The following is a 12,811-nucleotide window of genomic DNA, read 5'->3' on the forward strand; positions in this document are numbered from 1 at the left end:
GCTTTTGGCTTTAAGAGTATATATAGAATAACACTGAAATCAGCCAATTAGACAGTCCCGGATTGGTTTGTACAAATAGGGTAGGGTTCAAAGATGCTTTTTATTTTTCTTATGTAACAAAAGTCCCTGAATAGGAAATCAAGATTTTGCACCTTTACACTATCCAACAGAGACAAATATTGTTTTGTAGGGTTAGTTAACAAATTTAATTTATAAAGATGTACTATCACTATTAAAATAAGTTTCCCCGGATTATCCAGTAAAGTTTGTAATAGACTGTTGATTGAATATCTCGGGTTTAACTACCATTAAGCTGTATGGCTTAATGGTTTGTGGGTCTAGGTTGATTTTATGAGGACAATTTAAAAATGAATTAAAATGGATATTAATAAGTTAATTAAGGAAAATAGAGGTACAATAATAGATGTTAGAACTCCAATGGAATTTAGTGGTGGCAATGCAGAAGGTTCAATAAATGTGCCCTTACAAGAGCTTGAAAGCAGAAAAGAGGAACTCGAATTATTGAAAAAACCCTTAATTTTGTGTTGCGCTAGTGGGGGAAGGAGTGGACAAGCTACCCAATTCTTGAAACAACAGGGAATAGAATGTTATAATGGGGGATCTTGGTTGGAAGTTAATTACTACCAAACACAAACTGCTTAATTCAATGTTAAACACAATCAAAAAATTATTCGGTTTTGGTCCTAAAATTAATTTTGCCGAAGTAATGAATAGCGGTGCTGTTATCATTGATGTTCGGACTAAGAAGGAGTTTCAGGAAGGACACATAATAAAGTCAACCAACATCCCTTTAGATACGTTAAGTAATCATCTGAGCAGATTGAAAGATAAAAACCAGCCGATAATCACATGCTGTGCTAGTGGAATGAGAAGTGCCTCGGCCAAAAGGATTCTGAAAGCCGGCGGCTATAAGGTAGTATACAATGGAGGTGCTTGGAACAGTTTGCAAAGTAAAATTTAGTATTGATTTTTAAATATAAACCAAAATGAAAAAACAAATCAAATTGGACTTGATGTTGCTAAAAGTAAATCCCTTGCTGAAGAGCTTAATAATTTGCTCGCAGATTATATGATGTTCTACCAAAATACCAGAGGGCTACATTGGAATATAAAAGGCGAGAAGTTTTTGAACTGCATATGAAGTACGAAGAATTGTACAATGATCTATTAGTTAAGGTAGATGAAGTTGCAGAGAGAATTCTGACACTGGGAGCGACTCCTCTACATACTTTTGATGACTATAAGAAAGTAGCTAAAATCAAAAGTGTTAGTAATGTTTCTGATGGAAGCGAAGGTGTGCAGAGTATATTGGAAGCATTTGAAACCATTATTTTAAGACAGCGAGAACTGTTGGCTCTTTCCGCAGATGCAGAAGATGAAGGTACCAATGCCTTAATGAGTGATTATATCAGCGAACAAGAGAAATTGGTTTGGATGTACTCATCCTTCTTGAATAAATAAGCCATCCTTTATTTAAGTAAGCCCATTAATTTTTCCTATCCAAAGAAAATTAAAGATTACTTTAAATTTAATGAAAGCTTCCCGATTATTGTTTTCAGCAAAATTGGGAAGCTTTTTGGTTGATAACTGTTTCTAATTTAAACCCTGATTATGTTATGGGATTTTAATCTGTGGCCCATCCCAGTGACTGATTTTGAGTTTTTTTAAAATAGGTTGTCAAAAGCTTATTTCAGGTAAAACCGAGTAACTTAGATTTTGAAATCAAAACCCAAACTTTTTTAGCTTTAAAAATCAAATTATATAGCTATCTTTTTACAAAATGATCATGCTCACCATTAAGTAATGTGAAAATTATCTTGATTTATTATAGCTGCTTATGAATGAAATTGTGAAGCAAATTAGAAAGGACTTGTCCTTATTAGGAATTAAAAAAGGAGATCACGTATTGGTGCATGCTTCCCTAAATTCCGTTGGAAAGTTTCCATATCGAGCAAATATTATAGTTCAGGCTTTTTTGGATCAAATAGGAGAAGAGGGAACTCTTTTGATGCCCAGTTTATCCTACAAAACCGTAAATAAGGCACAACCTGTTTTTGATGAGTTGAACACAGCTTCTTGTGTAGGAGCCTTAACGGAGTTCTTTAGAACATATCCAGGTGTTAAGCGAAGTATTCATCCAACCCATTCTGTATGTGGTATTGGAAGTAAATCAGATTTCCTTTTAAAAGATCATCTCTTGGATGAGACACCCTGTGGTCCCTGTTCACCTTTTGCCAGGCTACCACAGATAGGTGGAAAAGTATTGTTTTTGGGTTGTGGCAGCAAACCCAATACTTCCATGCATGCGGTTGAAGAGCAAATCATTCCACCCTATTTATTTGGAGAAAAGGTCTCACATACGCTGCAATTATCAAACGGAAATGCGATAAAGAAAACCTACCAAAGACATGGGTTTAATGGTTATGAGCAACGCTATGATCGCTTATTAGATGTTCTTGAACCTGCCGAGTACAGAACGGGTAAGATTTTGGAGGCCAAAAGCATTGTAATGATGGCTTCGGCAATATGGGAAAAAGGGATCAAGTATTTGAAACAAGATCTCTTTTATTTTATTGATAGGGCCAATTAATTATTGGCTGGTGTGTGCATGACAGCCACATCCGCTCTGCATATAAGTTTGTATACTTTCATGCCAAGGGAATGCTTCATGAAAAAGGCTGTTTTCCCAATAGAAAGGTTGACGCTTTTTTGCTTCATTTCCTATTTCATCCATAGTATTTGACTTATAGAGCCTTCCATTGATCATGGTGTGTGAAATTGAACTTGAATTTCGGATATCTTCCAGAGGGTTTTTGTCCAAAATTATGATGTCGGCTAATTTCCCTGGTTTAATTGATCCAATGTCCTTACTCATGCCTATATAAGCTGCTCCGTTTATGGTGGCCGCTTGTAAGGCTTCATGGTTTGACATTCCCCTTGTACAAGGCTCCAAAGTTCCCAATGTGCACCCAAACCTTGCAGTTGACCATGAGCACCCAAGTTTATTTTTACCCCATTCTTAGCAAGTGAATTTACCTGCTTTGAAGTTAGTATATGGCCATTTTCATATTCCTCATCCGGAGCCATGTTGCGATGTCTGGATAGAGCATCCACTAGACCTCTTGGTGTAAATTGCAATAGTTTGTCATCTTCCCATACATTTGATTTTTGATACCAGTAATTTTCTCCATTGAGACCTCCATAATTAACAATGAGGGTAGGTGTATAACCCACCTTGGTTCTTTTCCAAAATTCTATCACATCATTGTAAACCGGAGCAATTGGAATATTATGCTCTATTCCTGTGTGACCATCTTGCACCATAGATAAGTTGTGAAATAATGTGGAGCCTCCTTCAGGGACCACATTGACACCTAATTCTCTTGCAGCTTGCAGTACCTGCTGTCTTTGATCTCTTCTCGGCTGATTATATGACTTTACAGCTGTGGCGCCAAATGCTCTGGTGCGTCTAATGGAGGATTTAGCATCTTCTAGTTTATTGATCACTGCCTTAAAATCACCATCAGCCCCATATAGAATAAAACCTGTACTGAACACTCTTGGTCCTACTAATTTACCACTTTTTATCATTTCTGATAATGTAAATACCGTTTCACTGTTGGCTGAGGGATCATGTGAGGTTGTTACACCATAAGCAAGGTTGGCATACAATTGCCAGTTTTGTTGTACAGTCAGCCCATCTCTAAAAGCACCAATATGAGCATGTGCATCTACCATTCCCGGCATTATGGTTTTACCCTTCATGTTATAAACCAGGGCATTTTTAGGAATGTCGACTTCTCCACTTTTTCCTACAGAAAGGATTTTAGCTCCCTCAATTACCAAAGTGCCATTTGTGATGATTTCCTCTCCTTCCATGGTAATTATAGTAGCTCCGGTAAAAGCTATGGATCCTTTGGGTTGATCTACCTTTGCAGTAAGACCTATTTCAAGGCCTCCATTTTCAATGTCAGTTTCTATTTTATTCTCAGTTAGAAAATGAAACTTGTCGACCAAATTTGAGCTATAGTATTTGTCACCTAAAACCCAATGTACTTTTTCACTATTCTTTGACCAGTGTAAGTACAGTCCTGCATCTTTATCCAAGGTTGCCACCGGAACAAATTTGCTGTTGTTGTCTAGGTTGATCTTTTGGCCATTAAGTACCAATGGGGACACGTAAGCTTTGTGCAGATGAATAAACGCTACCCATTTATTATCTGGGCTTGGAACCAAGCGATTGCCATATTTAGATGCTACATGGGTTTGTTCATCTTCTCCATTTAAGTTGATTGATTTTAAGTTTTTTGTCAGGTTTCCAAAAACTTTCCTCCGGATTGGAAGAAAATTCTTTTTCCATCTTTAGTGAAGCTAGGAAATCTCCCGATACATTTAAATAATTTTCTTGACTTGTTTTTAAATTTAAAAGGTATAAACCTGGGTTCTTTGCAAAGGTCCTTCCCTGGTCCAAATTTCCGCCTTCTTTTTTGTAAACCAAAGTATTACCATCCGGTGAATAGCTTGGAGTTCTATAAATACCTTTTTCTTTTGTTAGCGGTGAGATTTTCTTGCTGCTTAGGTCAATTTCCAATATGGCTCCTTTATTCAGATCATTCCAGGTTACAAATGCAATTTTTTTACCATCAGGGGAAAAAGAGGGTTCAGCTTCAAAATCCTCACCATTCGTTAACCTTTTAGGTTTTCCGTTGGGTAAATTTTTAGTCCAAATATAGCCCAAAGCCCTAAAAACAATGCTTTGACCGTCAGGAGAGGTGCTTACGTCTCTTATCATCTTAGCGGTAAACTCTTCACGCTCAATTCGATGGTCAAAATGAACCCATTTGGCCAATGGCATATTCACATCCACAGAAAAGGGTACAATGCTTTGGTAGCGTGTAGCGATATCAATTCTGTGGATTTTACCTTTTGCCCAAATAACCAATTCGTCACCTTCAGGTAACCAAGCAAAACCCGGATATACACCAAAAATAGCCCAAGCGGTTTGCTGGTCCTTGTTTAACTGGTCATAAACCGGCCACTCTTCACCTGTTTTAAGATCATGTATGTACAATACTGTCTTCGTTCTTACCCGTTTAATAAACGCTAGCTTGCTTCCATCAGGAGAGATTTGTGGTCTTGCTGCTCCACCGGGTCCCCCAGTGATGGTTTTTATTTCTCCGGTTTGAAAATCATACCTCTTGATCACATAAATTTGTCCATTGGGGTCTCTATTGTATTGAAAGCTTCCTCCTGGAGCCATGTCTTCACTGTAATACAAATATTTACCATCCGAAGAAATAGAAGGTTCATTGACATCCTGTTGATCATTTTTTCTTTTGGTAAGTTGTAGGCCTGTTCCTCCTGAAATATGATATTGCCACATTTCTCCCGCACCTAAAGATCTTCCTGAAGTGAAATGTTTTCGAGCAATTAAAAAATTTCCATCAGGCATCCAATCTGCATTGTTTAACAAACGGAAAGATTCCTTGGTAATTTGTTTGGCTTCAGTTCCATCCGCTTTCATTATCCAAATATTGTCTCCCCCTCCGGCATCTGAGGTAAAGGAAATCCATTTTCCGTCCGGACTGAATCTTGGCTGTACCTCAAAAGGCATTCCTGTTCTCAAGACTGTTGCTTTACCTCCTTTAATTGGAATGGAATAAATATCTCCAAGCAGATCAAACACAATGGTGCTACCATCTGGGCTCACGTCCAGATTCATCCAGGTTCCTTCATCAGTAGTGAAATTTATCCAGTCAAAATCCCAATCTCCATTTGGCCTTGAAACATCCCAATTTGCCTCCTCCTCCTGAGCCATTGCAACTCCTGAAATGGTCAATGCTACCATAAAGAATTTGAAAAACTTATGCATAACTTATGTTTTTTTATTTACTTAAATAAAGTTAAAGGCAAAAATAGGAATAACTTAGAGAAGCACTAACAATTTAAGCTTAGACTAGTTGATATAAGTATGACTTTAAAAAGAAAGAAAGTTTTAGCCATAGCAGGGGCAACCGGTTATATAGGCAGGTGGTTTATGGACAGATTCAAAGATCACTACCATATTATTGGTTTAAGTAGGAAAGAGGTAGTTGAAAACCCTTTGAAAGAAATTGAATGGAGGCAAGTAGAACTGTACTCTATTTCCTCTACTACAGAGGCTCTCCAAGGTGTGGACTATGCCATTTATTTAGTGCACTCAATGAATGCAACTACCAGGCTTAATCAAGGAAGTTTTGAGGATACAGACCTCCTTCTAGCCGATAATTTTGCACGAGCTGCTACAGCTAATGCGGTGGAGCAAATCATATATCTAGGGGGATTTTGCCTAAAGGAGAACCCGAAGAAGAATGGTCACTCCATTTGAAAAGCCGTCTGGAAGTAGAGAAAACCTTATCCACCGGATCAGCAGCCCTTACTGCCTTGCGTGCAAGTATAATTGTGGGGCCAGGAGGTTCTTCCTTTGACATGATCAAAAATCTCGTAAAAAAACTGCCTGTAATGGTTTGCCCAAAATGGACAGAATCCAATACACAACCTATCTCTCTTAGAGACACCCTTACCATTATTGATTCTTGCCTAGGAAATGAAGCAGTGTATGACAAGGCCATAGAAATTGGGAACCCAGAAGTGATGAGTTATAAGGAAATGCTAATCCGCACATCAAAAGTAATGGGAAAGAAAAGGTGGATTTTCTCGGTACCTTTTTTCTCTCCAGGCCTTTCAAAACTATGGGTTGGCTATTTTGGAGAAAGTCCTTCTCAATTGGTTTCACCATTGGTGGAAAGCTTGAAACATACCATGACGGTGTCGCAAGAATTGTCATTTAAGCAAAAGAATATTTCCTACCAGAGTTATGATGAAGCAGTGAAAATAGCCTTACAATCAAAAGAAGAGCCTGTTCTACCTAAGTTTAGGTCACTAAAAACCCAGAAAAATACAGTTAGAAGTATACAAAGAATGGCCAATTTACGAGGTAGAAGTGCTTTTTGGGCTGCGAATAGGTACAAGGTTTGGTTGCCCACGTTCTTCAAATCTATAATTAAGGCCAAGGAAGATGAAAAAAAAGTAATAAGTTTTTATTTGTTTTCTATCAAAAAACCAATGTTACAGTTGTCTTGGGTTAAGGACAGAAGCGATAAAAAGAGACAATTATTTTATATTACAGGAGGCTATTTAGTGAGCAGAGCCAATTATGGTTGGCTAGAATTCAGAGAGGTCTTAGACGGTAAATACATTATTTCCGCCATACATGAATTTGTTCCTAAGATTCCTTGGTTGATTTATGTAAATACGCAAGCAAGGCTTCATCTATGGGTAATGAATAGGTATGCCAAATACCTTAATGCGGTAGGTAGAAGAAAAAGCACTGTTAAATAATCATTGAAAACAGTAAGCGCTTTATGAGTAATCGTTATATAAAAAAAGATCGTAATTTAGGTAGTGATCGTAGCAAAATCAGTTTCCTTGGAATTTCGGCATAGCCTCTCCAGGGAAAATTTGTCTGCCAAAATGTGGGATTGAATAGGGTGACTAAGGGATTGATTTTGAGGATGAAATAATGATTAAATTATTTTAGAAGTTTAGTTTAACCTCATGAAAATTGAACTAAAAAAAAATCCCTGAAATTTTCAGGGATTTTAAATTAATATCAGAAAAAATTAAAGAATTAAGCCTTAAGCTTAGGTTCCCATCCTTTTTCATATTCTCTTTTCCAAAGTGCTTTACCTTTTTTACTGTTGGTAATGTGACCATTCGAAGAGTCACAGGTAAGTACTTCGCCTGTTCTTGAAGCGATATTGGCCAAGTGGCAAAGCAATACGCTTTTGCACCCTCATCAATCGGGCTATTTTGTGTGGCTTTACCTCTGATAGCATCAAAGAAGTTTACCATATGCAAAGTGGACATGCTTCCGCCACCACCTAAAGCGGTACCGGCTTCATTACTATTTGAAGCGCTGCTCTTGATCTCCTTGCCTTTTCTATCAAACATTTTGTATCCACCTCTGTCCACATATACAGAACCGTCAGTACCATAGATGATGGTACCTCTTCCCGGTCCATAGGTATTGTGACCATTTCTACTTTTACCATCCCACTGAATGGTTCTGTTATTGGAGAATTTGAAAACGGCATCCATGGTATCATACATGGTCCATCCATCATTTGGCCAATGGTACTTACCTGAGTCTACGATAACTTTTTCAGGGAAGTCTACTTGTAATGCCCATCTGGCTACATCAAGCTCATGTGTTCCATTGTTTCCGGATTCTGCTGTTCCATAATCCCAGCCATACCAATGCCAGTTATAGTCCCAAGTTTCAGTTGTATAATCTCTTCTTGGAGCAGGTCCCTGGAACAATTCCCAGTCTAATCCATTTGGAGGACTTGCTTTCTTTTGAACAGGAACTTCACCTCTACTTGAATTGTAAAATGCGGTGGCTTTGTAGACATTTCCAATTTCACCTGCATGTATGGCCTTGATTACTTCAATACTTTCAGGAGAAGAACGTTGTTGGTTTCCCATTTGTACCACCTTATTGTAGTGCTTTTGATAGGCAACCAATAGCTCACCTTCATAAGGGTTGTGACTACATGGTTTTTCTACATAAACGTGTTTTCCTGCCTCTAAAGCAAGCCATGTGCCTGGAGCATGCCAGTGATCCGGAGTGGCATTGATCAATACGTCTACTTCTTTATCCTCTAATACTTTGAAAATACTATTTTCAAGGGTTGGTTGATAATCGATGTGCTTTTCAAAGTTTTTTGCCGCCTTTTCTCTCTGCGAAGGCATTACATCACAAAGGTATTTAAGGTGTACATTGTTCGATTTTTGTCCGATTGGCTCGTAATAGGCACCTAATCTTCTTCCCAATCCGGCTATTGCAATATTTAACTTGTCATTTGCACCAATGATATTTCCATAGCTTTTTGCAGAAAAACCTACAGCTCCTAAAGCGGAAATCCCCATGGTAGCCATAGCAGATTTTTTTATAAAATCTCTTCTGGAATCATTTGAATTATTCATAATTATTTTCAGGTTTGTTAAATTTTAAAGTTTTCAATACTTGCCAACTATTGGTTCAATATACTTCTAGCGATGCCAATTTCCAAACCACGAAGCTCTGCAAGTCCTTTTAATCTTCCTATTGCGGAATAACCGGGATTAGTAACCTTCCCAAGATCATCCAACATTTGATGGCCATGGTCTGGGCGCATGGGGAGAGATTTACCAATTTTCTGCTGTAATTTCACTATTTCTTCTACTACATCAGCCATTGGGACATCTCCTTCCATATGGTTGGCTTCATAGAAATTACCTTCTTCATCCCGTTGAGTGCTTCTTAAGTGAATGAAATGGATGTGTTCACCATATTTTTCAACCATTGCAGGCAAATCATTATCAGGCCTTACCCCCAAAGATCCGGTACAAAAAGTAAACCCGTTGAAAGGGCTATTATTGTTTGCTAGGATTCGGTCATAATCACTCGCCGTGCTTACTACCCTTGGTAAACCAAAAATAGGGAAGGGGGATCATCAGGGTGGATACAAATAAGAACCTTACTCTCTTCTGCTACAGGAATAATTTCATCCAGGAACAAATTGAGATTTTCACCAAGTTTAGCTGCATCAATGTCTTTAAAGGTATCCAATGCTTTTTGAAAGTCTTCAACTGAGTATCCTTCTTCTGCTCCCGGTAATCCTGCGATGATATTGTTGACCAACTGTTGTTTTTCCTCCTCATTCGAGGCATCAAAATAGGCTTTAGCTTTTTGCTTCATGCTTTCACTATATTCTGCTTCGGCACCGGGACGCTGGAGAATATGTAAATCAAAGGCTGCAATTGCTTTCATTTCAAAACGCAAGGCTTTTGCTCCATTTTCCACTTCGTATGCAAGGTTGGTTCTTGTCCAATCCAGAATGGGCATAAAATTATAACAAACAGTACCAATTCCTTCTGCTGCTAAATTTCTTATGCTTTCTTGATAATTTTTTATATAGGTTTTAAAATTACCTGAGCGAGTTTTGATGTTTTCGTGTACTGGTACACTTTCTACCACTGACCAAGTCAAGCCTGCAGCCTCAATGATGTCTTTTCTTTCTTTGATTGCCTCTCTAGGCCATATTTCTCCATTTGGAATTTGATGCAATGCAGTTACAATGCCCGTAGCACCGGATTGTCGAATGTCTGACAATTTTACGGGATCATTTGGACCATACCAACGCATGGTTTGCTCCATATATATTGGTTGTTTCTTGTTACTCATACTCCTGAATACGCGCTAAATCCCCCATCTATTTCTGTAATTGTTCCGGTCACAAATTTTGAACCTTCGCTGCAAAGCCATTGCACAGCACCATAAAGTTCCTCCGGACTTCCAAAACGGCCCATTGGTGTATGGTCAATGATTTGATTCCCACGTTGAGTGAGGCTTCCATCTTTATTAGTAAGTAAAGCTTCATTTTGCGCAGTCAAAAAGAAACCAGGTGCTACAGCATTTACACGGATTCCTGCACCATATTTTTTAGCAAATTCAACAGACATCCATTTTGTCATATTGTCAATGGCAGCTTTTGCTGACGCATAGCCCATAACTCGAGTCATTGGTCTACTTGCAGCCATTGAGGAGATGTTGATTATGGATGCTTCCTTGTTTTTTGTTAGTAAAGGTAAAAAGTTTTTGATCGGCAAAAATGTACCCATATAATTGAGGTCCATGATGGTTTTTACCGCATCAGAAGATAGGTCAGAAAGCATCTGATCAGGCATTACCGTTGCTCCTGGCATATTTCCTCCGGCAGCATTGATCAATACATCGATTTGGTCAAACTCTTTCTCAAGTGCTTCTTTGACTTGAGATAAAGCTTTTTCGTCCGTTACGTCTGCTATTGCCGGATAAGCATATCCTCCATCATCTTTAATTTCATTTACCAGTGCACTTACCTTTTCCTCATTTCTTCCGAGGATTACCATCTGTGCACCTTCTTGTGCCAAGTGCTTGGCAATTGCTTTGCCTAAAACACCGGTTCCACCACTAATGATGATGACTTTGTTTTTTACTGAAAATAATTGAGACATTTTATTTTATGGTTATACTATTTAATTTAAAGAGATACTCCACGTTTCCATGGGATAAAATCATCTTGATTTAACAAGACGGCTTTTGCTTTAATGGTACCACTGGCCACTTGAATGATGTACTCCAACAATTCATCTCCCATTTCAGGAATGGTTTTTTCGCCCGAAATAATTCCTCCTGTATTGACATCAATAATGTCAGCCATTTTTTCAGAAAGCTTATGATTGGAAGAAACTTTAATCACAGGGGTAATGGGATTGCCTGTAGGGGTGCCCAAGCCGGTAGTAAATAAAATAATGTTGGCACCGGAACCTGCCATGGCTGTGGTACTTTCTACATCATTGCCGGGGGAGCATAGCAAACTTAAACCGGGTTTAGTGACAATCTCAGTATAGTCGAGAATATCAACTATGGGGGAGGTACCACCTTTTTTGGCAGCTCCGGCTGATTTTATTGCATCTGTAATCAGACCATCTTTGATATTTCCGGGACTGGGATTCATATCGAAACCTGAACCTACAGCTTCAGCTGAAGCTGCATAAGCACGCATCAATCGGACAAACTTCTCAGCATTTTCATCAGTAGTGCACCTATTGATCAATTCTTGTTCTACACCGCAGAGTTCGGGAAACTCAGAAAGAATGGTTTTACCTCCCAAAGCAGCCATTATATCAGAGACTTGACCCAAAGATGGGTTGGCAGAAATTCCTGAAAATCCATCAGATCCTCCACATTCCAGTCCTATTGTCAATTGACTCAAAGGAGCTGGTTTTCTCTCCAATTGATCTGCTTCGGTCATCGCCAAGAAAGTGGATTGAATGGCTTTGGTAAGTAATTGGGGTTCTGTACCTTCTTCCTGCTGTTCTAAAATGATTACAGGTTTTTTAAAGTCCGGATCGATATTGGCCAATTTTTCTTTAAGGATTGCAGGTTGAGCATTTTGACAACCCAAGCTCAAAATAGTGGCCCCAGCTACGTTTGGATTATTGATATAGCCTGCAATCAAAGCACAGAGTGCTTCAGAGTCTTGTCTAGTGCCCCCACAACCGCCATTGTGCGTGAGGAATTTTATTCCATCAATGTTTTTAAAAAGCTTATCCTCACCGACTTGTTCCAAGGCTTCAACGCCAACTTGTTTCAAACCTTCTTTGTCACCCTCCAAGTAAAGTTGCTTCATTTGCTTTACAAAGGACTTGTAGGGGTTGGGTTTAGCAAAACCTAATTCCTCTACAAAGGCTTGTTTCATGATTTCCACATTCCGGTTTACAAAAACCAATGGTACCACCAGCCAATAATTGGCAGTTCCAACTTGTCCGTCAGGTCTATGGTATCCATCAAATGTTCGGTTTTTCCATTTACTGACGTCTGGTGCATTCCATTTAAAATCTTTCCTTTTGCCGGTGTAAGTTGCTGTCTGATGGGCCAAGTTAGTGGTAGTAATCACCTCTCCTGAGGCAATCGGGGATAAGGCTTTACCTACAATAATACCATACATGTACACCTGATCACCTTGGTCCAGATCAGTAATGGTAAATTTGTGTTTGGCAGAAACACTATTTTTTAATGTAATTTCATTGTTTTCAAATTGGATAATTTCGCCTTTTTTAAGGTCCGTTAACGCAACCAAAACGTTGTCGTCGGGATGAATTCGTAAAACTTTATGCACCATTTCAATTATTTGATTATCTTGAGCAATCGATTGCACAATTT

The 12,811-nt window shown here is 38.6% G+C and carries 11 protein-coding genes and 2 pseudogenes; 6 read left to right on the forward strand and 7 right to left on the reverse strand.

Translation table 11 applies throughout. From position 1 onward, the window contains the following. Positions 1-378 precede the first annotated feature (378 nt). The 4 genes from WG932_RS02205 (at position 379) to WG932_RS02220 (ending at position 2,611) form a co-directional block, all read left to right on the forward strand. Positions 379-663: a rhodanese-like domain-containing protein gene (locus WG932_RS02205; protein WP_014021832.1), complete on the forward strand. Its 285-nt coding sequence runs from the start codon at positions 379-381 to the stop codon at positions 661-663. A gap of 4 nt (positions 664-667) precedes the next feature. Next, entirely contained in the window at positions 668-982 is a 315-nt protein-coding gene (locus WG932_RS02210) for a rhodanese-like domain-containing protein (RefSeq protein ID WP_014021833.1), read from the forward strand. A gap of 140 nt (positions 983-1,122) precedes the next feature. Continuing rightward, the gene (locus WG932_RS02215; RefSeq protein WP_483086791.1) at positions 1,123-1,482 is read left to right on the forward strand and encodes a Dps family protein; all 360 of its coding nucleotides are present in this window, start codon (positions 1,123-1,125) and stop codon (positions 1,480-1,482) included. Between the two features lie 388 nt (positions 1,483-1,870). After that, positions 1,871-2,611: an AAC(3) family N-acetyltransferase gene (locus WG932_RS02220; protein ID WP_483086792.1), complete on the forward strand. Its 741-nt coding sequence runs from the start codon at positions 1,871-1,873 to the stop codon at positions 2,609-2,611. On the opposite strand, the gene WG932_RS02225 is transcribed toward WG932_RS02220, so the two are convergent. The 3 genes from WG932_RS02225 to WG932_RS02235 are packed head-to-tail and all read right to left on the reverse strand — an operon-like array spanning position 2,612 to position 5,893. Beyond that, positions 2,612-2,953 carry an amidohydrolase family protein gene (locus tag WG932_RS02225; RefSeq protein WP_483086793.1) on the reverse strand — a complete coding sequence of 114 codons (342 nt, stop codon included), beginning with the start codon at positions 2,951-2,953 and terminating at the stop codon, positions 2,612-2,614. It abuts the gene before it with no gap. Further along, a complete protein-coding gene (locus WG932_RS02230; RefSeq protein ID WP_483086794.1) occupies positions 2,917-4,257 on the reverse strand; it encodes an amidohydrolase family protein in 1,341 nt (446 codons plus the stop codon). Before WG932_RS02230 ends, WG932_RS02225 begins: the two co-directional genes overlap by 37 nt. Before the next feature lie 34 nt (positions 4,258-4,291). Next, positions 4,292-5,893, reverse strand: coding sequence for a hypothetical protein (locus WG932_RS02235; protein ID WP_483086795.1), 1,602 nt, complete (start codon positions 5,891-5,893; stop codon positions 4,292-4,294). A 99-nt stretch (positions 5,894-5,992) separates the two neighbouring features. Between WG932_RS02235 and WG932_RS02240 the strand changes: the two genes are divergently transcribed. Both WG932_RS02240 and WG932_RS02245 read left to right on the forward strand, forming a co-directional pair. Then, the gene (locus WG932_RS02240; RefSeq protein WP_483086796.1) at positions 5,993-6,388 is read left to right on the forward strand and encodes an NAD-dependent epimerase/dehydratase family protein; all 396 of its coding nucleotides are present in this window, start codon (positions 5,993-5,995) and stop codon (positions 6,386-6,388) included. Continuing rightward, positions 6,346-7,401, forward strand: coding sequence for a Rossmann-fold NAD(P)-binding domain-containing protein (locus WG932_RS02245; RefSeq protein WP_483086797.1), 1,056 nt, complete (start codon positions 6,346-6,348; stop codon positions 7,399-7,401). The genes WG932_RS02240 and WG932_RS02245 overlap by 43 nt, the downstream gene beginning before the upstream one ends. Before the next feature lie 289 nt (positions 7,402-7,690). Here WG932_RS02245 and WG932_RS02250 read toward each other — a convergent pair. From WG932_RS02250 to WG932_RS02265, 4 genes and pseudogenes are all read right to left on the reverse strand, one after another. Continuing rightward, a pseudogene (locus WG932_RS02250) lies at positions 7,691-9,048 on the reverse strand (Gfo/Idh/MocA family protein). 47 nt (positions 9,049-9,095) lie between these two features. Continuing rightward, positions 9,096-10,261, reverse strand: a pseudogene (gene uxuA / locus WG932_RS02255) (mannonate dehydratase). 23 nt (positions 10,262-10,284) lie between these two features. After that, a complete protein-coding gene (locus tag WG932_RS02260; RefSeq protein WP_014021840.1) occupies positions 10,285-11,100 on the reverse strand; it encodes an SDR family oxidoreductase in 816 nt (271 codons plus the stop codon). A gap of 26 nt (positions 11,101-11,126) precedes the next feature. Continuing rightward, complete coding sequence (locus WG932_RS02265; RefSeq protein WP_483086798.1) at positions 11,127-12,770, reverse strand: UxaA family hydrolase; 1,644 nt, start codon at positions 12,768-12,770, stop codon at positions 11,127-11,129. Positions 12,771-12,811 lie beyond the last annotated feature (41 nt).

Source organism: Cyclobacterium sp. SOCE241 (assembly GCF_056867545.1).